General features: G+C 54.8%; 29 protein-coding genes and 1 pseudogene. All 30 read left to right on the top strand.

The genetic code is table 11. The features are described from left to right. The first annotated feature begins 12 nt into the window (after positions 1 to 12). The 30 genes and pseudogenes from DW757_RS10585 (at position 13) to DW757_RS10445 (ending at position 24,603) form a co-directional block, all read left to right on the top strand. A complete protein-coding gene (locus tag DW757_RS10585; protein WP_118751684.1) occupies positions 13 to 516 on the top strand; it encodes a DUF2004 domain-containing protein in 504 nt (167 codons plus the stop codon). Then, entirely contained in the window at positions 506 to 859 is a 354-nt protein-coding gene (locus tag DW757_RS10580) for a hypothetical protein (protein ID WP_118751683.1), read from the top strand. The genes DW757_RS10585 and DW757_RS10580 overlap by 11 nt, the downstream gene beginning before the upstream one ends. After that, entirely contained in the window at positions 856 to 1,452 is a 597-nt protein-coding gene (locus tag DW757_RS10575) for a hypothetical protein (protein WP_118751682.1), read from the top strand. Before DW757_RS10580 ends, DW757_RS10575 begins: the two co-directional genes overlap by 4 nt. Before the next feature lie 14 nt (positions 1,453 to 1,466). Further along, positions 1,467 to 2,021: an SUKH-3 domain-containing protein gene (locus DW757_RS10570; RefSeq protein WP_118751681.1), complete on the top strand. Its 555-nt coding sequence runs from the start codon at positions 1,467 to 1,469 to the stop codon at positions 2,019 to 2,021. Continuing rightward, positions 2,018 to 3,022 (top strand): DKNYY domain-containing protein, encoded by a 1,005-nt coding sequence (locus DW757_RS10565; RefSeq protein WP_118751680.1) that lies wholly within the window; start codon positions 2,018 to 2,020, stop codon positions 3,020 to 3,022. The genes DW757_RS10570 and DW757_RS10565 overlap by 4 nt, the downstream gene beginning before the upstream one ends. Before the next feature lie 16 nt (positions 3,023 to 3,038). Continuing rightward, positions 3,039 to 3,584: a hypothetical protein gene (locus tag DW757_RS10560; protein ID WP_118751679.1), complete on the top strand. Its 546-nt coding sequence runs from the start codon at positions 3,039 to 3,041 to the stop codon at positions 3,582 to 3,584. 16 nt (positions 3,585 to 3,600) lie between these two features. Next, the gene (locus tag DW757_RS10555; RefSeq protein ID WP_055270415.1) at positions 3,601 to 3,927 is read left to right on the top strand and encodes a DUF5713 family protein; all 327 of its coding nucleotides are present in this window, start codon (positions 3,601 to 3,603) and stop codon (positions 3,925 to 3,927) included. 5 nt (positions 3,928 to 3,932) lie between these two features. Continuing rightward, positions 3,933 to 4,280, top strand: coding sequence for a hypothetical protein (locus DW757_RS10550; RefSeq protein WP_118751678.1), 348 nt, complete (start codon positions 3,933 to 3,935; stop codon positions 4,278 to 4,280). 3 nt (positions 4,281 to 4,283) lie between these two features. Then, a complete protein-coding gene (locus DW757_RS10545) occupies positions 4,284 to 5,048 on the top strand; it encodes a DUF4241 domain-containing protein (protein ID WP_118751677.1) in 765 nt (254 codons plus the stop codon). 14 nt (positions 5,049 to 5,062) lie between these two features. Further along, entirely contained in the window at positions 5,063 to 6,022 is a 960-nt protein-coding gene (locus DW757_RS10540; RefSeq protein WP_118751676.1) for an NTF2 fold immunity protein, read from the top strand. An 8-nt stretch (positions 6,023 to 6,030) separates the two neighbouring features. Further along, positions 6,031 to 6,267: a hypothetical protein gene (locus DW757_RS10535; protein ID WP_118751675.1), complete on the top strand. Its 237-nt coding sequence runs from the start codon at positions 6,031 to 6,033 to the stop codon at positions 6,265 to 6,267. 15 nt (positions 6,268 to 6,282) lie between these two features. Continuing rightward, entirely contained in the window at positions 6,283 to 7,764 is a 1,482-nt protein-coding gene (locus tag DW757_RS10530) for a hypothetical protein (protein ID WP_118751674.1), read from the top strand. A gap of 12 nt (positions 7,765 to 7,776) precedes the next feature. Then, complete coding sequence (locus DW757_RS10525; protein WP_087260284.1) at positions 7,777 to 8,376, top strand: hypothetical protein; 600 nt, start codon at positions 7,777 to 7,779, stop codon at positions 8,374 to 8,376. A 31-nt stretch (positions 8,377 to 8,407) separates the two neighbouring features. Beyond that, positions 8,408 to 9,007: a hypothetical protein gene (locus DW757_RS10520; protein ID WP_118751673.1), complete on the top strand. Its 600-nt coding sequence runs from the start codon at positions 8,408 to 8,410 to the stop codon at positions 9,005 to 9,007. A 2-nt stretch (positions 9,008 to 9,009) separates the two neighbouring features. Further along, the gene (locus DW757_RS10515) at positions 9,010 to 9,255 is read left to right on the top strand and encodes a hypothetical protein (RefSeq protein ID WP_182433290.1); all 246 of its coding nucleotides are present in this window, start codon (positions 9,010 to 9,012) and stop codon (positions 9,253 to 9,255) included. Between the two features lie 10 nt (positions 9,256 to 9,265). Beyond that, positions 9,266 to 10,000: a DKNYY domain-containing protein gene (locus tag DW757_RS10510; RefSeq protein WP_118751672.1), complete on the top strand. Its 735-nt coding sequence runs from the start codon at positions 9,266 to 9,268 to the stop codon at positions 9,998 to 10,000. 15 nt (positions 10,001 to 10,015) lie between these two features. After that, positions 10,016 to 10,891, top strand: a complete 876-nt coding sequence (locus tag DW757_RS10505) for an NADAR family protein (protein WP_118751671.1) — start codon at positions 10,016 to 10,018, stop codon at positions 10,889 to 10,891. Positions 10,892 to 10,895: 4 nt separating this feature from the next. Further along, complete coding sequence (locus tag DW757_RS10500) at positions 10,896 to 11,210, top strand: hypothetical protein (protein ID WP_118751670.1); 315 nt, start codon at positions 10,896 to 10,898, stop codon at positions 11,208 to 11,210. Next, a pseudogene (locus DW757_RS17715) lies at positions 11,207 to 11,641 on the top strand (immunity 51 family protein); the annotation flags it as partial. The gene DW757_RS10500 and the pseudogene DW757_RS17715, both read left to right, overlap by 4 nt. Further along, positions 11,627 to 11,917 carry a hypothetical protein gene (locus DW757_RS17710; protein ID WP_347559986.1) on the top strand — a complete coding sequence of 97 codons (291 nt, stop codon included), beginning with the start codon at positions 11,627 to 11,629 and terminating at the stop codon, positions 11,915 to 11,917. The pseudogene DW757_RS17715 and the gene DW757_RS17710, both read left to right, overlap by 15 nt. Before the next feature lie 21 nt (positions 11,918 to 11,938). Continuing rightward, positions 11,939 to 12,889: a hypothetical protein gene (locus DW757_RS10490; RefSeq protein WP_118751668.1), complete on the top strand. Its 951-nt coding sequence runs from the start codon at positions 11,939 to 11,941 to the stop codon at positions 12,887 to 12,889. After that, complete coding sequence (locus DW757_RS10485; RefSeq protein ID WP_118751667.1) at positions 12,886 to 13,578, top strand: hypothetical protein; 693 nt, start codon at positions 12,886 to 12,888, stop codon at positions 13,576 to 13,578. Before DW757_RS10490 ends, DW757_RS10485 begins: the two co-directional genes overlap by 4 nt. A 12-nt stretch (positions 13,579 to 13,590) precedes the next feature. Further along, positions 13,591 to 14,256 carry a hypothetical protein gene (locus DW757_RS10480; RefSeq protein WP_118642053.1) on the top strand — a complete coding sequence of 222 codons (666 nt, stop codon included), beginning with the start codon at positions 13,591 to 13,593 and terminating at the stop codon, positions 14,254 to 14,256. Beyond that, the gene (locus DW757_RS10475; RefSeq protein WP_118751666.1) at positions 14,253 to 15,224 is read left to right on the top strand and encodes a hypothetical protein; all 972 of its coding nucleotides are present in this window, start codon (positions 14,253 to 14,255) and stop codon (positions 15,222 to 15,224) included. Before DW757_RS10480 ends, DW757_RS10475 begins: the two co-directional genes overlap by 4 nt. Before the next feature lie 79 nt (positions 15,225 to 15,303). Next, positions 15,304 to 16,152 (top strand): hypothetical protein, encoded by an 849-nt coding sequence (locus tag DW757_RS10470; protein ID WP_118751665.1) that lies wholly within the window; start codon positions 15,304 to 15,306, stop codon positions 16,150 to 16,152. A 25-nt stretch (positions 16,153 to 16,177) separates the two neighbouring features. Continuing rightward, complete coding sequence (locus DW757_RS10465; RefSeq protein WP_015544500.1) at positions 16,178 to 16,528, top strand: DUF6547 family protein; 351 nt, start codon at positions 16,178 to 16,180, stop codon at positions 16,526 to 16,528. 15 nt (positions 16,529 to 16,543) lie between these two features. Further along, positions 16,544 to 22,144, top strand: coding sequence for a DUF2185 domain-containing protein (locus DW757_RS10460; protein WP_118751664.1), 5,601 nt, complete (start codon positions 16,544 to 16,546; stop codon positions 22,142 to 22,144). A 15-nt stretch (positions 22,145 to 22,159) separates the two neighbouring features. Beyond that, positions 22,160 to 23,023: a CbrC family protein gene (locus tag DW757_RS10455; protein WP_118751663.1), complete on the top strand. Its 864-nt coding sequence runs from the start codon at positions 22,160 to 22,162 to the stop codon at positions 23,021 to 23,023. A 19-nt stretch (positions 23,024 to 23,042) separates the two neighbouring features. After that, complete coding sequence (locus tag DW757_RS10450) at positions 23,043 to 24,152, top strand: hypothetical protein (protein ID WP_118751662.1); 1,110 nt, start codon at positions 23,043 to 23,045, stop codon at positions 24,150 to 24,152. A 16-nt stretch (positions 24,153 to 24,168) separates the two neighbouring features. Next, positions 24,169 to 24,603, top strand: a complete 435-nt coding sequence (locus DW757_RS10445) for a hypothetical protein (protein ID WP_118751661.1) — start codon at positions 24,169 to 24,171, stop codon at positions 24,601 to 24,603. Positions 24,604 to 24,609 lie beyond the last annotated feature (6 nt).

Genomic DNA, 24,609 nt, shown 5'->3' with positions numbered 1-24,609 from the left:
GAGGATAACATTATGAAACTGAACTGTAAACGCATTGATTTTACATATACCCCCGGCGAGGAAATCTTTAACTTTCCCGAGGAATCGGGACTACCCTTTATCTTCGATGTAGAGGAAGAACTGACTGCCGATCCTGCTGCCATGGATGTGGTGGGAGAAATGCTGGATGAGGCGGAGAAATTGGCGGAGAAGGCCAAAGCCGCCATCAAAGCGGCGCTGGCGGACGAGGGTGACCCCTACCACGATGCTGTGACCTTTTTCATGCGGTTCCACCGGGACGAGGTGCCCCCTGACATTGCGGCGGAGCTTTTTCCGGGAACCGATCCGGCCCAGCTGTCCTTTGCCGAAATGGTGGACTTTTTGAAGCTCAAGCGGTTCGGCAGTCTGGTGGATGGCGAGACAAATCAGCAGTCCTTCATCCTGGATTTGTCCTTCAACCCGGAGATCACCGACGAGCTGCTGGTGGTCTATTTTGATTTGAACAAAGAGATTTTCTGTATTACCCATGAGAGCTGAATTTGTTGCTTGTATTTTTGAGCCTGAGCCTGTCCAGTGGGGGCTGCGGGGGGACCCGTTCCTGTGGCGGCTGCTGGAGGAGCGGTATCAGGCGGCGGAGCTGCCCTATCCGCCCGAGGCGCTCCGGGAGGAGATTCTCCGCATCTTCGCTGATCTGGCTGGCGAACTGCCCGCACCGGATAAGCGGTACTATGTGGAGCGGTTTGCCAAAACCCATGTGGGCATGTCCACCGGCTGGGTAAGCGGCGATTTTTGGCTGGACACGGCCATCCCGTTGCTGATGGAGCGGCTGGAGCGGGCCAACTGCTTGACGGATGATGGCACGGAGGAGGTACGACGGTGAAGCAGGATCGCAGTTGGCCCAAAGATCTGCCGGCACTTTTGATTCAGCAGATCCGCCTGCAATGGTATAAGGACTGCCGGGGCGGAAGCGCCGCCACGCGGCGGAACCAGTACCCCAGAGCCATGGAGCTGCCAAAGGACTTCTTCTCTTATTATTCCTTTGGCCTGCCCATACACTTCGTGTCCGTCGTACAGAGTCCGGACGGATTTCGTGTCTACAAGGACTGCCGCAGGCTGATGGAGTGGAAGCCCAACAGCACCATGAGACTCCACCCATTTGAACTCATTCAGCGGGAAAGTGGAATCCAGGTATGGTACCGCTATGACTGGCACATCGGCGCGATACCGGAGCGATATACCTATGATAAGACCGGGCAAAAGCTCCCCCTTAATGAGTTGGCATTGGATTTGGCTCCCGGTGAATATGGGCGAGCTGTCTGCAATGGGCGGTTCCGGGACTGGGACACCGGAATCTGGTATTATGTGCTGGACATTTTGAATGTGTTGCCGCTGGCGGAACCCACCCGCTCACGGACCAGTTTTACGGACAGAGAACCCGGTAAGATCTATACCAAGATCGACCGGCTGTGGTGATGGAGGTAATTACCATGGTGAAAGAGCGCATCCCCATCTCCGGCGACCTCAAAAGCAGGGTCAGGCGGCTGATGGAGTACGCCGGATGGCAGGAAGGGCGAAGCGTGAACATCTCCCTCGCGGAGCGGTATTACGCTGACCACGGCGTGCCCATGATGAAGGCCACCCAGCGGTTTTACCGCAAGTATTTCGGCCTGTGCTGTCAGTGGTATTTGGCGCAGAAAAAGCTGAACTGGGCGGCCGACTTTGAATTCGCGCTGTTTCCATACCTCATCAACGGGATCAAGAACCACCTGGAGGATGCCTATTTCCGGGATATGTCCGGCTGTGAGCTGGCGGAGATTGAGCGGGCGGCCGGCCAGAGGTGCCAGCCCATTGGACACATCGGCTACTACTACCCGGCGGAGGTCTGGATCTCCGAGCACGGGAAGCTGTATGCGAAATATGAGTACCAGGATGAGATTGAGTGCTTTCCCGATGTGTTTGCCCTGATCGAGCGGGAGCTGAGGCAGTGCAAATTCGATTCCGCCGCTATGAAAACCATGGAGGCGCTGGACGGAAAACTATGAAACAGGACTTTACTATTTGGCGCAATCAAATATTGCAGAATCCGCGGGACATTTCACCGCTGAAATTCGGCATGTCGCAGGATGAGGTGATAGAGATTTTCGGCAAGCCCGATGCTGTTTCCACCATGAGAAGCGACGGGAAACCTTTGATCCTCAAATATTGTGACATAGAACTGCATTTCGATAGAAAGGCCCCTCATGGGCTCTACTTAGTTTATTGTGACGACGAAATCGAGCTGAGCATAACAGATCATCACGACGAACTGCTACAGCCGATCACAAACATAGAGCCGGTGGACAACGAATTTTTCCTTCAAGATGGAGCCGTTTATTTCTCTGGCCTGTATGAAAACGGCTTATTGAAGGGTGTTTCGCCCAAAGACTTCTGCTGCTGGCATTACTGGGGCAAATCCTCTACGGCCTGCTTTCTCGGCGGGATTCGCCTGCGTGGAGCAGATCCGGCATCGTTTCGGGTGTTAAACTATGCCTACGCGATGGACAAAACAGCCGTCTACACCACCAGCGGGAGAATCCCAGATGCAGAGCTGGCAACCTTCCAGGTATTAGACAACGGCCAGAACGATTCGGGTGCGCCCCAGGGATATGCAAAGGACAGCCGGCAGGTCTACTTCCACAACGGAGACGGCAAGGTGAAGATCATCAAGGGCGCGGAAGTTTCCTCTTTCCGCTCGTTGGGCGATACCTATTTTGCCAGGGATGAGAAACGGATCTATGCCTACGGAAAGCAACTCTCAAAAGCGGATTTGCCCTCATGGGAATTGCTCAGTCACTGGTATTCCCGCGATGCCAAGAGGGTGTACTACCTGAACCGGGAGATCCGAGGGGCGGACCGGGACAGCTTCACCATTTGCACCCCGCCGGACGCGCCCCCGCTTGCCGACCATCTGGCCCGTGACAAGGAACATTTTTACCAAAACGATGAGATGATTGAAGAACCGCTGTGGCTGGAAAGGCTGCATGAGTTAACACCAGAACAGTAGACGGAGGAAAACGGCTATGGATTATTTGAAAGCACTGCGTGATGACCCTGATCTGGCAGAGGAGTTTGATTCCCTTTTTGACTTCTTCCTGCTGGATGAGTTGTCTCCGAGGGATGAGGCGGATGGTCGATCAACCTTCACACTGCCCGGTATGGCTTTTGCCAGAGATGGCTCCGGCGGAGAATACCACCTGTTGGAAGATGGCTCCATCGGCTATTACAGCAGCGAAGGTGAGGCAGGCCGTCTGGCCGAGAGCATGGACGACCTTTTTTCACTGATCGTGCGCTGCATCTGCTGGCACGACTGCTGTGACGCAAAGGAGTATGCGGACTCCAAAACACTGGAGGAATACGGACAGAGGCAGCGCAACATCAACTTGGAAGATATGGATATGGACAGCTGGCGGCGGGTAGCTGATGCGCTCGGCATCCCTACCGATGAGCCGCTGGCTCCGGTTCTGGAGCGGTTCCGCAAAGCAACACAGCGCCAGCCTCTGTATCAGTGTATGTTCCATGAGGATGATGGCAGCCTGACCGAATCATACGGCCTGATGTTTGAATGAGAAAGGAGCAATCCCTATGAAAGCATTTGACCCCAATTACAAACTGCTGGACGAGATGTATCAGGACGATTACTATCCTGCTTTTCTGGTAGACAAGGTAAAAGACGAACTTCAGAAGGTCATCGACCTGCTGGAGAGCGGCGAAACCGACATTGAAGTAGTGCAGGAGACGCTGGACGAGGCGGTCTGCGGCATCAATGATCTCCAAGAGGAGTTTGACGAGAACGACAGCGAGATCGAAACGGTGGCCCGGGATTGTATTGGTGTCACTGTGGCCTACATTCTGGAGTGGTTCGGCATTCCAATTGATATTGAGGAGGCCATCCGAGAAAGGGACTGGTAAAAACAATGTCCATTGAAAATATGTTTGGCGACCTGGATAAGATCGACATTCTGGCAGAAACCAAAGCCGGAGAAGTGGTGATGGTTTTGGTCTGCAACGGCTTTATTGACGGCTCCCTGGAAACGCAGAAGGCCCTGCTGGACAAGATGGAGGGCTATCTGAACCACACCCAGAGTGAGGAGTTTCAAAAGGAATATGGTGGCTGGCCCGTGATTTTGCGTGTGACCCTTGGCCGGGAGCCGGATGAGCACATTCTGGCCCTGCTCAGCAAGTGTCCTGCTTGGGCGGCGGACTATGGCGTAAAGCTGGAAATTGAAATTGGAGGAAAACAGGTACGCATTGTAGAGAGCTGACCTATGCTCAAACCAAACCAACAGGAGGAAACGAGTATGCCGACAACAGAATGGCTGAACAAATACGAATCCATCAAGGAGAAACTGACCTGCAAAACAGACCTGGACGCCCATTTCACAGAGAAAGAGATTGGGAATATGGGCGTGGATGTGCTGGACATCGGCGCCGTCCATTTTCCCACAGGAACCATCTTTGCCTGCGATCCGCTGGTGGAGTTGGAGGATACACCGCCCTTTATTCAGAAGATCCCCGCCGGGACTTATCCCGTGAAGATCTGCGTGGTGCCCAGTGAGAAATACGGCGACCGCTACGCCTGCGTCAAGGTGGAGGTCAGCCAGGAAAAGCCTGTCCGCTATGAGCTGGGTATGACCGGCCAAGAGGATCTGGACGAGGAACTGGGTGAGGACGATTATTTTGGCTTTGGCGTAGACGCTGGGATGGGCTGCGTTGCGGACATCCAGACCCAGGCGGCCTTCAAGACATACTGGGCCAAGCGGCTGGAGGAGGACCCGGACATCGACCCCTACAACGACCTGTTCTGCGATCTTCTGGAGGAAAACGCCAAAGCCCACCCTAAATATCAGGGGAACTACGGCGACTGGCTCAACTGGACGGTGCCTGACACGGACTGCAATCTGCCCATTTTCGCCTCTGGCTGGGGGGACGGCTACTATCCGGTCTACTTCGGCTACGACGCAAAGGGTGAAGTCTGCGCCGTGTATGTGCGTTTCATCGACATTGAAGCTAGCTACCGGGAGCAGGTGTAAGGAGGTAAACAGCGATGGAATGGCCGAAACGGGCGCGGACGGCGGACTGGGAAAACGGTGTCCTGACCTTGGACAGAGAGAAGAAATTTGAAGTCCCGGAGCTGTCCGCAGAGATCATGGAGCAGCTGGCCGGCTACGCCCTGGTGGGCTTCCATGTGAAAGGCTATCCGGTGACCGATAAACTGCTTGCCCCCTTTGCCGGACATAAAAGCATGGCCAACTTCGGCGTGGAGGACGGTGCGCTCACTGACGCCTGTTTCCCCGTTTTTTACGCTATGCCCAAGCTGCGCTATCTGCTGCTGGACGGCAATGCCGCCATCCACGGCAGCGGTCTGTCCGCCCTGCGGGAGTGTAAAATAGACCTGCTGACCCTCAACCGCACCGGTCTGGATGACGCCGGACTGCTTCAGGCAGCCTCCATCCCCAGGCTCTCCCACATCCAGATCGACCATACCGCCGTTACCTATGAGGGCCTGCTGGCCATCGCTGGCAACAACCGCATCGAGCCGGTGGCCCATGTGCAATTCACCCAGGAGCAGATGGAACACTTCTCCCAGCTCCAGCGGGAAAAGGCAAAAAAGCCAGCCCAGCTGGATGAACAGGCTGCGGAGGAATGCCGCAGGGTGTTGTCCTCTTTCTTTGCAGAAATGACGGAATGGGAGCAGTACATGGAGCAGGCCGGGTTTGAAGATGCCGAGGCTGTGCACCGCCTGCTGGCGATCTGGGAAAGGTATGTGAGCGAAAAGCCCCGTCCGGGCTACCGGCCTCTGGGCCTCTCATACAGTGCCCAGGGCACCTACAACGGGGAAGAATTCCTTGACGCGGAGCAGATCACCAAGAACAAGCGCTACATCTACACTAGGGAGAAAAACACCGGCTTTGACCGCCGTTTTCTCATGAAGCGTGTGGGCGATAACTGGATGATCGACGGGGTTCAGGAGCGGCTGGACGGCTGGCAGCGCACGGGATTGTGAGGCATCACATGGCTTGGGAATATGAAACTTTTGGCCCAGACGGTCAATGCAAATTGTTCGGTGTGAACATCTTTGACTACGACTGGCAAACCATCGGCAAGCGAGTAAAAGTCAAAGACCCGATCTACCATCAAGACCATACCTTCGAGGTCTGGCAGGTGGAGATCGACGGGAAAATCCGCCGCTTTGCCGCTGGAGAGTTCTCCAACTGCGTATGGGGATTCTATCTGGAAAAGAACGGATGAGAGGAGCGTAGCGCCATGAAAGCCACCGCCGGAGAGGTCTATACAGTCTACAACCAATATCTGAAACGCTACACCGCCTGCCAGGTGGCCTATATCGCGCCGCCGGACTCGGTGAGCAAAGAGTCTTGGGCGGTGATCCTCTCTCTGGATTGGGTGGGAGACGCCCCTCTGACTGCGGAGGAACTGCCCCATCTCCGCCCGCTCTACAAGGACTTCATGTACTGGTCCCGTGACCTTCATCTGCTACGGGTGCCAATGGAGGTCCCACCCCAGTATAAGTTGGTTGGCACACTTCCGCCCTTCACCGACCAGCCCTGCCACTCCTACGGCGGCTGGAGTGACGGCTACGATGTGTACCTCCAGATTCGGTGGCAGGCCATCCCGGAGGAGCGGCGGCGGGCCTTCAAGGAGGCCATGGAGAGCGACGAGCAAACGGAGATCGGCGGCATCCAGCTGAAGGTCAGCAGCCATCGGGTGATGGACCAGTACGAGCCATTCGATTCGGCGCTGGAACTGGAGGCGCTGCCCTGCCTCTCCACCCTCATCTGCGAACGGTGGCACCCGGATCTGCTGGAGTTTTTGCGGGGAAACCCCTTCCTTGATGAACTGACCCTGCTGGACCACGGCCAGAGGGCCCTGGACCTGCGGGGCACCAGCATCAGAAAGCTGATGCTGGACATGACCGGCCTGGAGGAGCTGTGGCTGGATGAGGATACGGAGCTGCTCCTATTCCAGAACAAGGGGCCGGACGCCTGTACTATCCATGCCCCCGAAGATGGCGGCGGTTTGACCCTCCAATTTATCGGGGAATACCGCCCGCACACGGAACTGCCGAACCTATGGGGGCTGCATGGCATCCAGCTGAAGGACTTTGATCTGACCGGGCTGGCTGCTGTCCATCCCCATCTGAAGGAGCTGCGGCTCTGGGGTGCGCCGGGAAACTTGGGGAACTTCTCCGCCGTGGGAGGGTTCCGGGAACTGACGAACCTCTCCACCTATGACCTGTTCGGCTTCGGCGCAGCTGACATCCCCACCCCGGAGCAGATGCCGGAGCTTCGCTGGTTCTGGATGACCAGCCTGCCGGAGACGGCGGCAAAAGCGGCAAAGCAGCTCTGGAAAAGCAAGCCGGGAATGGACCTGCGGATCACCAAGCCACGGAAACCGGAGTGGCTGGCGCAAAACTTGGACAATCCATTCCGGGGCTGGGACGGTGCGGAGCATATTCCCGCCTCCGCTGCGAAAAAGGCAGCCAATCAATACCGAAAGACTCGTTCCCAGCTGATGAAGCTGGCTGCTGAACCGGGCGAGGACGCCCAGGCCCAGGCACTGGATGCAGTGGCAGCCTATACCCAGACCTTCAACAAAATGGGCTTTATCGAAACCGAGGAGCGGGACGAAATTTACATGGCCCTGCGGGGTATCCTTGATGCCCTGCCGGGCGATATGCTCCAGAAAGATGCCCTAATTGAACACTTTGATCATGTGCGAGATTTTTGAAAGGGGCATCACATGAGTTACACGAAATTCAGCAAGGCAGTGACCAAGTGGCTGAAAGCCAATGGCCTGCCCTGCTATGGAACAGCCTATGATAGCCCCGAAGAAACAAAAGCCCGGCTGGACGCATGGATGCGCGGGAGCAAAGAGATACTGCGCCAGTGGATCACAGATAAGCGTTACCGTGAACTGATCTCCTGCGCCCACGGAGGCTGGTATCAGGATGATGTAATTTTTGAGCCCTTGGCTGAACATTTTGTGGCGAACCACCTGTTTGATGAACTGCGTTTTCTCTGCGAACGCGGCATCCGTTTTTCTGCGGAAGATATGCTGGCCACCATTAAATCTGAGAAAGAGGAGCATGGGACGCTTGATATAGAAACAATTCGGTCTATCGATGTTCCAAGCTATGTGTCAGGTCGCAGTTATTCCCATTTGGGGGAAATCGCAAAATACAGGAAACGGGCGCTGGATCAGATTATCCGCTATGCAGGCTATCTGGAGCAGATCCACGCACCTGCGGAGTATTTGGAACAGGTAAATGTCCTGCAAGAGAGCGTTTCGGATCTGACAATCAAAACAAAAGATTTGAAACCATTTCGATTTCGGCTGTGAAAGTAATTACCTGAAAGGAGTGTGTGGGCGCATGAGCCGAATCGTTGATGAACCCTATTTCACCCACAGTGCCTACAGCGCCTTCACCACCGGCATCCAGGTAAAATGCCCCAAGTGCCATGGGGCTGGTGTGGTGACAGCGGACGATGATAACGCCTATTTCCGGTGCCTGAGCTGCGGCCATCAGGAGACCCGCGACCGGGAAATCTACCGCTATGATGTCCATAACCAGTGCAAAAACTGCGGCAGGTACTATCGGGTGGATATTGAAGATGAGGCAAAGCAGCACTATTCCGTTCTCCATGTGGCCTGCCCCTATTGTGGAACAACCATGTCGGGAGAAGTTCATAAAACAGCGGAGTCGTTTTCATATATTGGCGAAATCAGGGATGGACGAGAACCTTACTTCGGCCTGGAGCTGTGGTTTTTGACCTCATTCCAGGGTAAGCCAGTCTGGGCCCTCAACCGGGAGCACCTTGCCTATCTGATCGACTATCTCAGCGCCGATTTGCGAGAAAAGCCATCGGGAAGCCAGAAAAAGACCCAGGCCGATCATCTCCCCACATTCATGAAAACCGCAAAGAATCGGGAGCGGATCGTGAAGCTGCTGAAGAAGCTACAGGAGGGATGAGGATGGATCAGAATGTCCTTTATCGTGGTCAGCGTCTTACCCTGACGCGCTTTTGGGCGACGGGAGAGCCTTGCCTGTGGATCACCGACCCGGAGCAGATCGGGATGCCTAAAATGGAATTTGTGGGAGGCCACCCGGACGAATACTGCATTTTCCTGAAAAATCTGACTGAAGCAGAGCTGGCACAGATCACATCCCTGGACGGCACTCCACTGGATATGAAAGAAGAACGAAACGACATTGAATGAGGTGAACACCATGGAACCGATTAGAAACCCACTTCCCAAGCCGCCAAAATACATAGATGTGGACTATATGACTTTGCCTGACATCGACAGCAACCCGCTGTTCTATGATGAGGACGCGCAGGAGATCCTGGACTATTGGACGGACGGGAAAATGGTCTACTGGGATTTTGACCCGGTGTCCAAGGATGTAGAGCATTTTGTCTGGTTCAATCGGCGCTTTGCCAAGGATAGCAAACACTGTTTTCTCCAGTGCAAAAAGCTGCGGAATGTGGATCATGCCTCGTTCACGGCACTCAATAACTGCTACGCCAGGGATTGTAAAAGTGTCTGGACGACCGGCGGCCGGTTTGAGCCGGAGGACATCCGCTCTTTCGTTGTCTGTGATGATGGAGTCAAACTGATTGAAGAGATCCGGACCATGTCCGATGGGACACAGCGCCCCATCCGGCTGCGTATTCCCTACGGATATGCCAAGGACAGCAAGGCCGTGTACTATGAAAACTTTGCCGGCAAGATCAAGATACTGAAAAAAGCAGACCCTGCCACCTTCGTTTCCAACAATGACGCCCATTTCGCATGGGATGCCAAGTCCATCTTCTGGGGCGGTTATCTGCTGCCGAAAGCCGACTTGCAATCCTGGCGAATCGTGAATACAGAAATGGATCTCTCAAGGGATGACAAGCACTTCTATATCCTGAATAAACTGGTCACAGAAGAAGAATGGAACCAGAAACTGCTCGGATAAGAAAGGACAAACCCTATGGCTCTACAAGATAAGAAAATAATGCCTCCCCCTTGGCTGGCCCACCGGGAGATCGAGCGATACTCCATTGGCTGGCGCATGGGCTATGGGGAGGATTACATAGACCGATTTGGCGATTGGCTGGACACCCTCTCCCCGGAGGAGCGGACGGAATACCGCACTCTCTTTCCTGAACCGGTGACCTGGAAGGGCTGGTGGGATGACGAGGACAGCAGCGAGGTGCTGGAGCATGGTGACTTTTGGGTGGATGCGTGGCAGCCGGAAGGCCAGCCAAAGTACACCCGCCAGTGGCTCCAGCAGGAGTTTGCCGCCGGGCGGAAGCGGGAGCTGTGCCTGTTCTGGGGCCATCAGCTATCCGAGGACGGCCAGCTGACAAAAAGCTGCCTCAGCCAGTGGTGGATGGAGGACTTCTATACGACGGCTGACTCCTACCTCTGCATGGAGCAGTATATGATGGCTGCCAAGGCCGAGCTGTTCAGCGACAAAGAGATCCGGGACCAGATTTTGAAATGCAGCGACCAAAAGCAGATCAAGGCTCTGGGCCGCAAGGTGCGGGGCTTTGAGCAGAAGGTATGGGACAAGTTCAAGTACGCCATTGTGCTGCTTGGCAACTGGCACAAATTCAGCCAGAACCGCGAACTGCGGGAGTTTCTCCTTTCCACCGGGAACAGCGTGCTGGTGGAGGCCAGCCCCTATGATGCCATCTGGGGTATCCGCCTCGCGGCCAGCTCCCCGGAGGCCCAGGACCCCATGAAGTGGCGTGGACAAAACCTGCTGGGCTTTGCGCTGATGGAGGTGCGGGACGAGCTGCGCCGGGTGACAGAGAACGAAATGCTTTGCGACTGGAGTACAGTATGGGAATATGAGGAGTGATTCCATGTCCAAATTACCATTGGAAGAAATACAGTCACTTCGCAGCAGGATATATCACGGAGAGCAGGAACTGATTTCCACTCTGACACCCGAGCAATTCTTTGCCCTGCTATCTCACGACTATGATACCGGTTTTGCAGCTGGTAAAGCTTCTACACAGAAGGAAATTCTCTGTATGCTGGCTGCGGACGGGATGCCCGCTGAGAAAATTGCGCTTCTGCTGCGGATAAAGACAGAAACGGTGCTGGAGGTCATGGCTGCTAAACAGGCCCACATTGAAAAATGCAGAAAGAAACTCGGACAGGAGGCGAAGCCATGAAAGACTTTTCCCAATACGGAAACAGACCGGACGACCAGTGGGAGATGCTGCCCTGGATACCCGATCCACGCCCGCCTTTCAAAATCTGGGTGAAGCCGGAGCAGATCGCGCCATTCTTCCTCATTCCCCACCACCCCTATGCCATCTCCCTTCTGCTGAAAATCAACGATGGATTCCGGACGGAAGAATTCCGTCGGCTGGGACTGACTGGAAGCAGCGGAGACTGGGAGCGGCTGGTCCGGGGCGTGATACGGGAGTTCGAGGAAAACAACAGCGGTGTGGGTCTGTTTCACTTCGACTCTGACGAGGATGTGTTCTGCGTGTATTCCCAATACATCGACGATTTGATGATGCTGGCCAAAATGATCCGAGCAGCCTGTGCCGATGAAAAAGCGATGCGGACTTATCTTGGCAAGATCGAGTACATCAAGCTCTTTTGGGAGGGCGCACCGGAGGGTGAACCAGCGGTCATCCTCTATGAAGTGGATACCGAAAATGAGCGGCTGGCCCTCCGCTCCATCGACATCTTTGCAGATTGCCGCACCCGTAACATCCCTGACCTTTACGACGGCGCCATCGAGATCACGCCGATCCCCACCGTGGAGGAATTGAACGCCCATGTCTGGGGCGAGGAATTCCACGCCTGCATCATAGAGAAAGCGGAATTTGAGGCCATCTGGGAAAGCCACACCTATGATGGAGCATGAAAGGAACCAGGAGGAGACACTATGAACAAACCTATAAAAGCCAAAAATCTGCCGTTGTTCCCCATCATTGACCTGGACCAGCTGCGCCGGGAAAACCGTCTGGAGGGCACAGAGGTGACAGACTTTTTCACGGCAAGGGATGGAAAAGTCTATCTTCTCATGGAACAGCCGTCCGAAACACAGGGTAAGGACTGGCTCAGCACTCCTTCCACCTATACCGCAGTGGAAATCCAGCTGGATTGGGCAGAACAGCGGGTGCTGGAAACGACGCTGTTTCCTCTTGGCCTCTTGAAGTTCCAGTTCCATTATTTGCGGCCCGCAGGTGATCACTTCCTTCTGCTGGGGGCAAGATGCGCCTATCGGAAAAACGGCCCTGACCAGAACGCCTGGATCGTCAGCCGGGACGGAACTGTGCTGTCCCGTTTCTGCCTGGGGGATGGCATTCAAGATTGTGTGGTAAAAAAAGATGGCACCATCATTACCAGCTACTTTGACGAAGGTGTATTTGGTAATTACGGTTGGGATGAACCTCTGGGTGCTTGCGGCCTGATTGCATGGACATCGGAGGGAACTCCTCTCTGGAAGAATGAGAAGTATTCCATCTATGACTGCTATGCCATCAGCCTGGACGAAGAAGAAAACCTGTGGTTCTATTATTACGATGAATTCCAGCTGGTGCGGACGACCTTCAAAGAGGATCTTGTGTTTGAACTGCCAATCGAAGGAAGCGGAGCTTTTTCTGTTGCCCCGTCTGGTGATACTTTTCTGTTTCAGGGCGGGTATCAGGAACATAACAAATTCTACTTCCTTACCGCTCATGGTGATCGCCTTGGGCAAAAGTGGGAGGCTATTCCCACCTGTGATGGAAACAAAGTCGCTGTGGAGCAGTGCAGCCTGCTTTGCAGCCAGATGCTGTTCCTCGGGAAAAACGGTGTTCTCTATGGCGGGGTGCTTGGTGAAAGCGAGGAATGACAATGGTTGAGATCAATCGCGTCTGGCTCAATGTGGATACAGACACCAATAAAATCACGCTATTCGGCCGCCCGCGTGTATCCATCCATGTGGATGAGTACATTTGGAGTTTGATCGAAGAACATATCGTGAAGCCCCATAAGCTCATGCGCAGCGAAAAGCACAAGTATCTGCTGAAAATTGCCTTTGGCCGATTTGATCCGGTGCGGCACCGATATTATCCGCTTTCCCCGTACAACGGTCAGCTTCGGGAAGGTGTCAAGCCGGACAGCGCAAACGGATGGTATCCCCGTGAGGACTTTGCAGACGCTGCGGAACGCGCCACCTGGTTCTCCCCCGATAAAATCTGGACAAACTGCGGCAACAAGGTTCTGGATGTGAATGTTGATGCCGCCAATATGAGCGAGAGTATCACCCCCAGAGAATACGCAGACTTGCTGCTTGATGGGATTGGGGCAGCACTGGTGTTTAACTTCAAAAGGCTCAAGCGCGAGGAGTTTGATGGGCTGAAACCCAAGATCGACTGGAGCATAGTAGATAGCTTCCCCTTCCCCGCATCCTTTGAGGAGCAGCAGTACATTGGGGACGAGGGCAAAATTCATGTGTATTCCTGGGATGGCCGGCAGGAAACGAACCTTGTAGGCCCTCATTCTGTGCGGGATTTGTATCTGGAGCATTTCGGAAAATAGTGAGGTGAGCACATGGCAAAGGGCATTCGTGAACGCCTACTGGAGCAGGCAATAAAGTTCCATCAATGGCAGGAAGCCACTTATCCCGGCAAAACCAGCGAGGAACTCGGCGGTGAGTGGGAAGTCGATTATCCATACTGGAATGATACTTACAGTGCCTTTTGCCATGTGTTGACCCAAATGGATGCAGAAACGGCAGACAGCGTTCTACTGGATGAGATGGTCTATCTGATCGCCAGGGACAACGAAGCGGAGGGGTTTATACAGGAGACCACTTCCCATCCACAATGGTTTGAGTGCCTCTGCCGCAGGGCCGCAGCCTCCAATGAGAGTGAGGCCAAGTGGCAGTTTGCCGCTTATCTGCCAGAATGTCCGTGCAGCCAGGAAGTCAAAGACATGATCCTGGACTTCGCAAAGGACCCCAATGAATATGTGAGCCGGCGGGCGCTTTTGGCGATGCCCGCTCTGCGTCCTGACTGTGTGGAACAGTTCGCTCCGCTGTTCTGGGAGCGGAACTGTTATTCCCTCGAATTACAGGAATACCAGCGGATCGCTGTTCTGGTCTCGCTGGACGCCATCCATTCCGGCCTGCTTCCACAATACTTGGAGCAGGCCAAGCAGGATGGCCGGCGCTATCTGCTGGAACACGCAGAAAGGATTGAAGGAGGACTACTGTGAACGAAAATTTATTTCGCACTCAATTCGATCAACTGGAAACCACCGAGAAACAGGCGCTGATGGAAAGTCTGGCTGCTCGTTATGATATGACTTTTCTCGGTCTACATACCTTTGACCGCTGGGGCCAGAACTGTACCACCGGCATATTCGAGAAAGATGGCCGGGAGTTTGTCTTTGTTCCCGGTGACACCGTCACCCTGGGCTGGGAACGGTTCGCTATTGGGCTGGATCAGGACAGCCGGGAGGAACTGGACGATCTGTTCCAGGAATGGGAGATGGAACAGGACCCGGAGGAGATGATCCGAGAAAGTATGGCTCCTGTTCGGCAGGCAGCCATTGGCCCCATGCTGGTGGGCCGGGAGTTGGAGGAACTGTGCTGGGAGCCGGTCACAATGGACGATCCCAGATTGACCGCCCACCCTGACTGGCTGAAGAAGTTCCGGGAGTTTGCCTGGAGCGACCTTGACAGCCTTACTATGCACCAGTCAGCCCGCATTGAGCGGACGGAAAAGGGCTTTCAGATCTGTATCTATAACCGCACTGATTACGATGAACTCCTTGCCGGGCTGGAAAAACAGGGGCTCTCGCTGCCTACGGCAGACGAGTGGGCCTATCTGTGCGGCGGTGGGTGCCGCACCCTGTTCCCCTGGGGAGATGGAATGGACTACTCCATGCACCTGCACCACTTCGAAAGCCCGGAGGATGAGGACAAGCCCTTCGATATGGAGGAGCCTAACTTCTTCGGAGTGTCCATCGCCTATGACCCCTATATGCGGGAGGTCGTGAAGGCCGAGCAGTTTACCACCTGCGGCGGTGATGGCGGGCGCAGCATCTGCGGCGGACTTGGAATATTCCTCGGTTTTCTGCCCTGTTCGCCGCACTGCAAGCCGGAAGTGCAGGAGGACAAGGAACTGAACGGCGACTATGACTTCTACCGGCCTATTATCCGGGTAGATACGGACTGTTAGAAAGGAAACCTGGACACCCGGCTGTGGGGCCGGTGTGGAACCTACTATTTACAGAAAAAAGACTGAAGGAGGCGTCAACATGGATGTCGTGAAACTCCCCAAGAAAGTCCGCATGGTCTGCTATGAGATCATGGATGGCAAAGAAGGAGCCTTGGACACGCTGGAATCCTTTGCCGATAAATATCCCCATCAGGTAGCGGCGGTCAAGGCCGAGGTCGCCTATTTCAACCTGGACTATGAAAAGGCGCTGGCTTTGGATCTGACCATCCTTCCTTGGCTGGAGGAGTGGTATTACAGCAATGTGAGCGATGAGCACATGATTGCCATGACGGTGGCGGCCATCCGGCTCCACCGGGAGCAGGAACTGATTGAGGCGCTGACGAAGGAACAGACGCGCATCCGGGCTGATAACGGTCTCCCCCAGCGGGATCGGTTCTGTGACATCCTGATGGACTACCTCAAACGGGGCCTTATGCCCTTTGCGGACAACGACAAGAACTACCCCTACCATGAACCAGAGGAACCGCAGACAAAGGAGCAGCTCTGGGCAAAGCTGGTGGAACAGAATAAGAAGCTCTCGCCAGACGATCCCGATGCCAGGCGGAAGCTCTATAACCACTGCTGTATGTTCGGAACCGCCAGGGATGCCGTAGATCTCTTTGAGGAGATTCAAGGCGTGCCCATGGCTGACTCCTCCTATCGGGACGCAATCGCCCGCTATCTCTATCTGGGTGAACGGGAGAAGGCGCTCCAGACGGCAGAGCGGTTGGCAGCATCGCGGCTGTGGGCGGTTGCCGGGCCGACGCAGGTGCGTCCCATGTCCTTCTTTGAGGACCCGAATCTGCGGGAGTTTTTGCTGGAGCCGGAATCCCTCCGGCGCATCCGGGAAGCTGCCTTCATTGATGACGGGAACTTGATCCGAAAGTAAATCACTTGGGAATGGAGGATCTGCTATGAGCAAGGAGCTGGTACTGTATAAAGCATTTATTGACGGCCTTGTGGAGCGGAAAGACAGCATGACGGCACTTTGTGTCAAGGGCGGTGGCTTTCCCAAGACGGAGGACAATAAGGCGAAGAATGATCTTCTCGCCACACTGACCCCGGAGCAGAAAGATGTACTGGCCGAGATGCTTCAGGACGAACATATTGCGGGTATCCATACCACTCTTGCTTATATCAATAAAATGATGGACTTGGATGGTTTGGAGCTTCATCAGGACGGTGAATCCTATCCCAACGACTATTTTGAGAGCCTGCACTATGACTTCATCAGCCGTTGTGACGGAGATGAGTGGCCGGAATAATAGGAGGTGTGACAGATGTATATCAAAAAATACTGGGGCAACTTTATCGGAGGTTCGGATGACAGCCTGAACCTTGTGGCATTTTTGGAAGACCAGAAAAAAGAGGAGATCCCCCTCAGCGAGATATTTGCCAAGATTGGGCTGGACAAACAAAACTGGAACTTCCGCCAGACCGTGGAGTATCTGGAGTTTACACACTCCAGTGGTGTGGAAATGGATTTTCACTTCGCTATTGATGTGGTCACCGATCTGGCCGCCATCCTACTGGAGTGCAGCATTAGCGGCAGTGTAAACCTTCAGGATCTGGATGAGTACAACACCCCTTCCCGCCGTATCCGCATCACCGCCACGCCAGATGAGCATGACACCATGAACAAGGCCCTGGCGGATTTTGCCCAGAACCCACTGGAATATGACCTCAGCGAGATGATGGACAACGAGGAGATCCAGGAGATGGCTCGGGATGTGGAGGCGCTGCGGAAGGAGCTGTACGAGGCTGCTGGCCGCAACCGGGACTACCATGTGAAAGCGGAGGATGTGAAACCTCTACTCTCTGACTGGAAGGGTGCCGATGGCTGCATTGCCACCAACCGTATCACGGTGGAGGGCTGCAAGGTCGGCTACTGCTACCGGGAGAAGCCGGACGGCGACTGGGACAGTGGCTGGCGCTTCACCGCCGGCGATGAGAGCGAGGAGTACATGGACGACCCCAACAATGCCGGGATTTACAAGCTGAACACAATCTGCAACGACGATCCCGACATCATTGCGCTGCTACATATGCCCGCCCCCTGCGCCTTTGAGCGGGATGAGAACGGCGTGTTCCAACAAATCAAAGACTGGAAACCGGATGAGGACGAGGAGGACCCGGATATGGATATTTTGAAGCAGTGCCAGAAGTGGCATGAGAACAACGAGCATCACAAGATCATTGAAGCACTGGAGGGCATTGAGGAGCGCACTCCGGAAATGGACAGCCAGCTTGCAAGGGCGTACAACAACGAGGCAGATCACAGAACGCCGGAAGGCAGAGCTATGCTCAAAAAGGCCATCGCTCTCTTGAAACCTCATGAGGAATACTTTGAGGGAGACTACTACTGGAACTTTCGCATGGGCTATTCCTATTACTATCTGGATCAGGAGGGCCGGGCTCTTCGTTACTTTGAAAAGGCATTGGAGGCCCGCCCCGACGACGAGGACACCATGCAGCTGATCGACGGGTGCAAGAAGGGCATTTCTCTGCCGCAATTCTCGGATTGCTTCCGGGAAAGGACAGAGGACTGGTGGGAAACCTTTGCCGAGATGGAAGCAGAATTGCGCCAGATGATGGATGAGGACAAGGATCACACCCGCGGTGCAGAACTCGTGGCCCAAATGCAGGAAACTCTGAATCTGGTCTTTGATGAGATCTCTTTCGAGATGGGTTTCAACGGCGAGAAGTACGAGCTGATCCTCACCCCGGAGGGTGACAAGGTCAAGCTGTTTGAGCTGGTCTACTTCCAGAAGCACGCCTCCAAGGAGGTGCTGGAGCACTGGAACATCCTTGTGGGCCGTCAGCCCATCCGAAACATCGGACTGCGCACCGAGGATGGATGGAATATCTCTGGGGATGATGTGCAGATCTGGCTGGAGGAGCAGGGTGAAAACAGCTTCGCCATCTCCGCCTACTGTGAAAAGCTGCTGCCCATGCTCCAGAAGGCGGAAGGCCGAGTCTGGTGGATGCTCACCACCCTTACTGACCAAGTGCTGGGCGAGATTCCCCACATGAGATACATAGATAGCTTTGATGTACTGGAGGAACCCAAAGCCGAGCCGTCCATGCTTATGTCCCAGCTTCCCGACGCTCTGAAGGAGCGGGGCCTGGAACTCTCCACCGACCCGGAAGCCTATCTGAACAGCTATCTTGGCTACAAAATGGAACCCAACAAGGACCCGGAAGCCGATTGGCGGCTGGATGTGATGGTCGGCTCCACCAACTGTGTGCCGCTCATCAACGGCTATCTGAATGCCGATAATGACTTCATGGACGCACTTCATGCCGACGGCGCGGTGGCGGGCTTCTTCTGCTATCCTCTGGATGCTCTGCGGGAGGAGGAAGGAACGAATAAGATTTTCGACTTCCGGGACAAGCTGGAAGAAGTGTTCACCACCGGCGACGGCCCGGAGGTTCTCACCCTCACCGGCGGAGCCACCGGCCTTTTCTGCGGCTATGTGGACTTCATCGCTTGGGACATCGAAGCGGCGCTCCAGATGGCAAAGGAGTTCTTCGAGGACAGTGAGATTCCCTGGGCCAGCTTCCACACCTTCCGTCGAGAAGCAGGCACTGTGAATCTGAAAACGCCGCCCGAGGAGGAACCGGACGATGAGGATCAGGTCCCCGAGCTGGACGAGACGCTGACGGGTATGGACTATATCCCTTACACCCCGCAGAACGAAGAAGAATTCTTCCAGCAGCTGGAGCAGTGGAACGACGAGGACGAATACACCCGCTGCATCCAGGCATTGAACGCTATCCCGGAGGATTGGCGAAACTACCGCACCGCCTATGCCATGGCACGGGCGCTGGAGAACTACGCTATTCTGGGCGACCACACGGAGGTCCCCCCTAATTATAAGGGAGATAAGGCCCTGCGCCGAGCTATCGAAATGCTGGAGTCCGTCCAAGAAGAGGGTCAGGACAAGGCCCAGTGGAATATGCGGATGGCCTATGCCTATCAGTATCTATATGGTCAGGAGGAAAAGGCCATCCCCTACGCCCAGCGGTGGGCCGAGCTGGACCCTGAGGACGAGGACGCCCCGGCAGTGATTCAAGCGTGTCAGGATGAGATTGCAAGGCGAGCTGAGGCAGAAGCCGAGGACGAGAGTGACCACACAGGCGTCTTCACCGGCTTTGTGCTGCTGTCTAAGGCAGAATGGGATAAAAAGCAGTTCATCCGGGATATGAAGGAAAAGTGGGACATCGCCGTGGATGAATATGACGCCAGCGAGGAGAAGGACGATGACGCGCTGGTGTTTGAAGTAGGCGATATGCTCGCCGCCGTCAGCCTGAATAACTATCCCATCCCCGGAGGCGAGGCCGAGGGCAATGCGGAAAACAACTATATGTGGGAGGATGCGGTCAAGGTAGCCAAAAAGCACCGTGCCCACCTGATGGTAGCAGTGCTGGGTAAAGAGGAGGATTTGCTGGAAAAGGGCAAGCTGTTCACCAAGGTGGTTGCCGCCTGCTGCCGCCAGGAATATGCCACCGGCATCTACACCAGCGGCGTGGTGTTTGAGCCCCGGTTCTATGAGGGCTTTGCCGACATGATGCAGGAGGACGAGCTGCCCATCTTCAACTGGATCTGGTTCGGCCTCTGGCGGGATGAGAATGGCATGAACGGCTACACCTACGGTCTGGATGTGTTTGGCAAAGACGAGATGGAGGTACTGGGTACCGATGCCAAGCCGAGCGATCTGCGGGACTTTTTGGCCAGCCTTGTGTCCTATGTGCTGGAGAATGATGTGGAACTGCACGATGGGGAGACCATCGGTTTTGATGCAGATGATAAGCACACCATCACCCGCAGCCCTGGCGTCGGACTGCCGGAGGAGCAGATGACTCTGAAAATCTCCTGGGCGTCATCGGACAATGACCCTGACGATGATGACGATGACCCGGACGGTGAAGTGCCCGAGGATGAAGAAAACGGTGTTCCCGAGGTCTACACCGAGGAGGAGATGGAGGCCGTCGAGGCTCACATTCAGCAGTATTTCGGCAAGTTTGAGAATGTGTTCCACGAGCTGTCTTCCCCGGACATCCATGTGGACATCTGCGTGGTGCCGCCCTCTGGGGATCGGGACTACTACACCCTGGTAACCATGGGCATGGGTGCCCACCGGATGAATGTGCCGGAGGAACTGGCAGAATACAAGCTGGAGCGGGCGGAGCTTGCCATCGCGCTGCCGGGGAACTGGAAACTGAAGCGTGAGGACCTGAAGAATGAGCGATGGTACTGGCCCATTCGCCTGCTGAAAGCCCTGGCCCGCCTTCCCATTGCCAGCGATACCTGGCTGGGCTTCGGCCATACCATGGACAATGAAGAGGACTTTGCAAAGGATACAAAGCTGTGCGCTGCCATTCTGACCGGTCCCCAGGATACCGAAGATGGCAGCGAGGTCTGCATCCTGCCGAGCGGCGAGGAGGTCAACTTCTATCAGGTGATCCCTCTCTACCGGGATGAATTGGAATATAAGCTGGCCCATGACGCGGATGCCCTGCTGGACAAAATGAACGGCATCAGCTTTGTGGTGGAGCCTGACCGTCAGGATGCTATCACTCGTGGCACCCTTTCCAATGATGATTTTGACGGTGAGATGGACGATGCCTCCTATCATATCGAGAGCATTGAGGAGAAGGGTCTGCCCATTGACCCCATCAATGCCTACAACCATATGGCCATCTACTTGCGTTGGTGCATGGAGCATGATTTGATGGGCGAGGAATTCCTGAAAGAATACGGCGAAGTGGCCAAACAGGTCAAAGCCGATCCTGCCAGTGTGGACCTGCGGGCATTCATCCAGAATGAGTTGGACGGCTGCTTGTTCTCTGTGCTATTCGATCAGAAAGGCCGTGCTTTTGCAGGCTATTACTATGGAGAGGGCGACAGCCCCTACTATCCTGCCGATGTTGATGACAACGCCCTCCGCTTCTTCGGCCCGGAGCGGTATCACTCCAATGAGTTCCAAGATGAAGCCTACCTGTTCATCCCCTTTGACGAGGACTACTACCAGGCCATGGCAAAGGTGATCGAGGAACGCTTCACCAACTGGCAGGGACAGGACTTCGACGAGGACACGCTGGAGCCTTCTGATACAGCCCGGGCCATTATGGAGTATCTGGACTGCGAATGTACCTATTTCCCCTCCATGAAGGACGATGACCCCATCATGGCAGCTTACGGTTATGCCAAGCGGGACAGCGCCCAGGAAGGCTTTGTGCCGGTACTCATCAAGGCAGATGACGAAACGCTGCTTGAGTGTCTGGTGATGAACGCCGACCCGAAGAATGATGCAGACATTTACGAATTTGACCTCAAAACTGTAACGGAGTACCGGAAGAAGATGCTCTCCACCTCCGTCAAAGACGGAAAGGCGGTTTTGGAGGAATTGACCGGCCAGCGCAAGGAAGAAGCCGAGGATGACGATATGGACTGGGATGAGGAAATCCTGGGCGAGATGGAAGGCGGCTATGAGAATAACCGTATCTCCTGCTACTGGGATTCCGACACCGATATGACCCACCCTCTCATTCTGGCGAAAATTCCGGTCAAGAACCCCTGGGAGATCTTTGCCTACCTGCCCTTCGGAAACTGGAACGACTGCCCCGATACGCCGGAGCTGATGGCAGCGGCGAAATACTGGTTCGAGCAGTACGGCGCGGTGCCTGCCGCCATGAGCCACGACGAACTGGAGTTCCTGCTCCCGGCCCCCGTCCCCAAGGAGAAGGCCGTGGATGCAGCAGTGGAGCTGTACGGTTTCTGCCCGGATGTGATCGACCAGGGGCCGGAGGACGCCACTGTGGGCGCGCTGGCGGATGTGCTGCGGCAGTCCACTGTCTGGTATCTCTGGTGGGATTGATGGGAGATTTTGACCATGAACGAATATCTGAAGCAATATATTGAACTCCAAAAGCAGTTTCGAGAGACAAAAGGAAATCCAGACAGTGTCCGCGCGCTCTATACCTTCAAGGAAAAACTGGAGCAGTCGGAAGACAAGCAGGCCAAGGAAGTGCTGGTAGATGTGTATGATCTGCTGGACTTCAAGAAGGATGCCTACGAACTGCTCTGCCAAATCGGAAATCGTTCCGATAAAAAGACACTCAAGCGGCTGGGCACGCTGAAGGAATATGCGGACAACTGGGGCAATCATTATGCCCTCCCCAGACCCAAAACGCCGGAGGAAAAGCAGAAAGAGAAGGAGCGGCAGGCCCAGCTGGGCCTGCCCACCTTCCGGTATCACCCCAATCCGCTGGAAACCGGCGCTTTTGAGGAGTCTGCGGATGGCGTTGCCTGCGACTGCTGCGGCAAGACGACCCATATTTTCTATACAGGCCCCTTTTACGCTGTGGAGGATATTGAGTATCTGTGCCCGGAGTGTATCGCCAGCGGCGAGGCGGCCCGGAAATATGATGGCAGCTTCCAGGACGATTGCTCCGTGGACGATGGCGTGGAGAACCCGGCCCAGTTGGACGAGCTCATCCACCGAACTCCCGGCTACTCCGGTTGGCAGCAGGAATACTGGCGCGCCCACTGTGGCGACTACTGCGCCTACCTGGGCCCTGTGGGTGCCAGAGAACTGTGGGCGCTGGGTGTGCTGGAGGATGTGATGGACGATCCCATGTGGGACGATGAGCAGAGGGAAATGATTCAGGAATCCGTCAATGGCGGGCATCTGCAATGCTATCTGTTCCAGTGCCTCCACTGCGGAAAACATCTGGTCTGGATGGATTTTGATTAAGAAGGAGGTGCCTGCGCCAATGGAAAAAACCTTCCTCAACCCCGCCACAAATAAGCAGTGGCGAATTGAAATTGACGGACATACCATCCGAACCTGCTTGAATGGCGGGAAGGTCAAGGAGATCCTGTGCGACTCCGCCTTCCAGGTCAAGAGCAAGGCTGCCAGCGCCATGATGAGCCAAATGCGGAAAGGATTTGTCTATCAGAATCCGGATGCCGCTGTTGGGCAGGCGCGGTGCCATCGGTTTGTCGGCAAGGACAGCAACGGCTTTATGCCCTTGGCTGCCGCCCTCACACGGGACGACTTCTTCCTGACGAGGGTGGTCGGAGATTTTGAGGACGAAACCCTCTATCACTTCGATGGCAGCGGGGCGATCCTTGAAACGGTCTCTCTGGGGGCCAAGCGGATGACCTATGAGCAGGTCCTCTGCCCCAATAATACCCTGCTGCTGAACAACAGCTATCTTCTCCAGCAGTTCTCACTCCGCTCCCATGAAATCACACCCTTTGCCAACAAGAAAAACAGCATGAAGACCATGCTGGATGTCAGCGGCGACCTGGCCCTGTGGTACACGGGCGAGGAGATTGTTGTCTTTGACTTTGGCAGCAACACAGAGGTGTGGCGGGAAACGGTAAAATGCAAGAAGTCAAAAGACCCGTATTTTGCCTATTACTGCTTCGGGATGCTCTCTCCCCGGCAGAGCAAAGCGGCCTACCGCGTCACCGAGGGTGAGTATGTGCTGGTCGATCTGAAGTCCGCCCAAAAAGTGGTGATTCCCAATGAGGGCTGGCATCCCTTCTTCTCTCCAGATGACCAGTGTTTCTCAGTGGGCGGCAGGTTCTATCTGACCCAGACCGGAGAGGAGATGGACAATCCTTTCCCATTTTCTGTCCGGCAGGGGCTGAGTTTTTCGGATACCTGTACGGTGAGGACAAGGGGCAGCCTGATGGCCGTTCAGCAGGATCGTGGCAGCTCCCCCATAGAGCTGTGGGATACCGGAAGCGGCCAGCTGCTGGCCACCATTGACGACCCCTTTGTGGTGCGGCAGGTGAATTTTGCCTTTACCAAGAGCGGACTTGTCCTGCACACCGATTACGGGGCCATGAGCATCTATTCCTGCGCTCTCTGAAACGGAGGGATGAACGATGGATCATGAGAGGAAAGAGCTTTTGGCTCAGAAAAAAGCGCAGCTTAAAGTAAAACAGCAAAGAGAAGAGATCCAGCAATACAAGGACCGTCTCACAAAAAGCATCGAAGATTTTTCTCAAAAATACCGATGCGCGGATGAAGCTGAAGTGCTCAAAATTGAAACCTTTATCTCAAAACTCAATTTTGAGCAGCCGGGGCAGCTGGCGATCCAAGAAGTTTGCCCATATCCCCATGGGAATGTCTACTTGTGCTTTTTAATGGGAACAGACGCTTTATTTGAGATTTATGTATTTGGCAAATATTCTGACATTATGAGCGATCATGATGCATGGGAAGTTTTCAGTCCATACCTGTTGCTTGTGGACGAGGATTTTATTCATTACACTTATATCAACGATAATGGCGAAGTCATGGAATCACAAGTATCGTGATGGCAG

It is taken from the genome of Clostridium sp. AM29-11AC (assembly GCF_003480545.1).
GTDB lineage: Bacteria > Bacillota > Clostridia > Lachnospirales > Lachnospiraceae > Otoolea > Otoolea saccharolyticum_A.
The sequence above is the reverse complement of the archived record's forward strand: the minus strand, read 5'-3'. Positions and strand labels throughout refer to the sequence as shown.

Coding starts and splice junctions, on each gene's coding strand:
- DW757_RS10500 (WP_118751670.1), top strand. CDS start 10,896: ATGTCCAAATTACCATTGGAAGAAATACAGTCACTTCGCAGCAGGATA.
- DW757_RS10460 (WP_118751664.1), top strand. CDS start 16,544: ATGTATATCAAAAAATACTGGGGCAACTTTATCGGAGGTTCGGATGAC.
- DW757_RS10580 (WP_118751683.1), top strand. CDS start 506: ATGAGAGCTGAATTTGTTGCTTGTATTTTTGAGCCTGAGCCTGTCCAG.
- DW757_RS10585 (WP_118751684.1), top strand. CDS start 13: ATGAAACTGAACTGTAAACGCATTGATTTTACATATACCCCCGGCGAG.
- DW757_RS10455 (WP_118751663.1), top strand. CDS start 22,160: ATGAACGAATATCTGAAGCAATATATTGAACTCCAAAAGCAGTTTCGA.
- DW757_RS10545 (WP_118751677.1), top strand. CDS start 4,284: ATGCTCAAACCAAACCAACAGGAGGAAACGAGTATGCCGACAACAGAA.
- DW757_RS10450 (WP_118751662.1), top strand. CDS start 23,043: ATGGAAAAAACCTTCCTCAACCCCGCCACAAATAAGCAGTGGCGAATT.
- DW757_RS10445 (WP_118751661.1), top strand. CDS start 24,169: ATGGATCATGAGAGGAAAGAGCTTTTGGCTCAGAAAAAAGCGCAGCTT.
- DW757_RS10520 (WP_118751673.1), top strand. CDS start 8,408: ATGAGCCGAATCGTTGATGAACCCTATTTCACCCACAGTGCCTACAGC.
- DW757_RS10565 (WP_118751680.1), top strand. CDS start 2,018: ATGAAACAGGACTTTACTATTTGGCGCAATCAAATATTGCAGAATCCG.
- DW757_RS10570 (WP_118751681.1), top strand. CDS start 1,467: ATGGTGAAAGAGCGCATCCCCATCTCCGGCGACCTCAAAAGCAGGGTC.
- DW757_RS10490 (WP_118751668.1), top strand. CDS start 11,939: ATGAACAAACCTATAAAAGCCAAAAATCTGCCGTTGTTCCCCATCATT.
- DW757_RS10560 (WP_118751679.1), top strand. CDS start 3,039: ATGGATTATTTGAAAGCACTGCGTGATGACCCTGATCTGGCAGAGGAG.
- DW757_RS10530 (WP_118751674.1), top strand. CDS start 6,283: ATGAAAGCCACCGCCGGAGAGGTCTATACAGTCTACAACCAATATCTG.
- DW757_RS10485 (WP_118751667.1), top strand. CDS start 12,886: ATGACAATGGTTGAGATCAATCGCGTCTGGCTCAATGTGGATACAGAC.
- DW757_RS10510 (WP_118751672.1), top strand. CDS start 9,266: ATGGAACCGATTAGAAACCCACTTCCCAAGCCGCCAAAATACATAGAT.
- DW757_RS10505 (WP_118751671.1), top strand. CDS start 10,016: ATGGCTCTACAAGATAAGAAAATAATGCCTCCCCCTTGGCTGGCCCAC.
- DW757_RS10465 (WP_015544500.1), top strand. CDS start 16,178: ATGAGCAAGGAGCTGGTACTGTATAAAGCATTTATTGACGGCCTTGTG.
- DW757_RS10480 (WP_118642053.1), top strand. CDS start 13,591: ATGGCAAAGGGCATTCGTGAACGCCTACTGGAGCAGGCAATAAAGTTC.
- DW757_RS10550 (WP_118751678.1), top strand. CDS start 3,933: ATGTCCATTGAAAATATGTTTGGCGACCTGGATAAGATCGACATTCTG.
- DW757_RS10535 (WP_118751675.1), top strand. CDS start 6,031: ATGGCTTGGGAATATGAAACTTTTGGCCCAGACGGTCAATGCAAATTG.
- DW757_RS10555 (WP_055270415.1), top strand. CDS start 3,601: ATGAAAGCATTTGACCCCAATTACAAACTGCTGGACGAGATGTATCAG.
- DW757_RS10515 (WP_182433290.1), top strand. CDS start 9,010: ATGGATCAGAATGTCCTTTATCGTGGTCAGCGTCTTACCCTGACGCGC.
- DW757_RS10525 (WP_087260284.1), top strand. CDS start 7,777: ATGAGTTACACGAAATTCAGCAAGGCAGTGACCAAGTGGCTGAAAGCC.
- DW757_RS10540 (WP_118751676.1), top strand. CDS start 5,063: ATGGAATGGCCGAAACGGGCGCGGACGGCGGACTGGGAAAACGGTGTC.
- DW757_RS10470 (WP_118751665.1), top strand. CDS start 15,304: ATGGATGTCGTGAAACTCCCCAAGAAAGTCCGCATGGTCTGCTATGAG.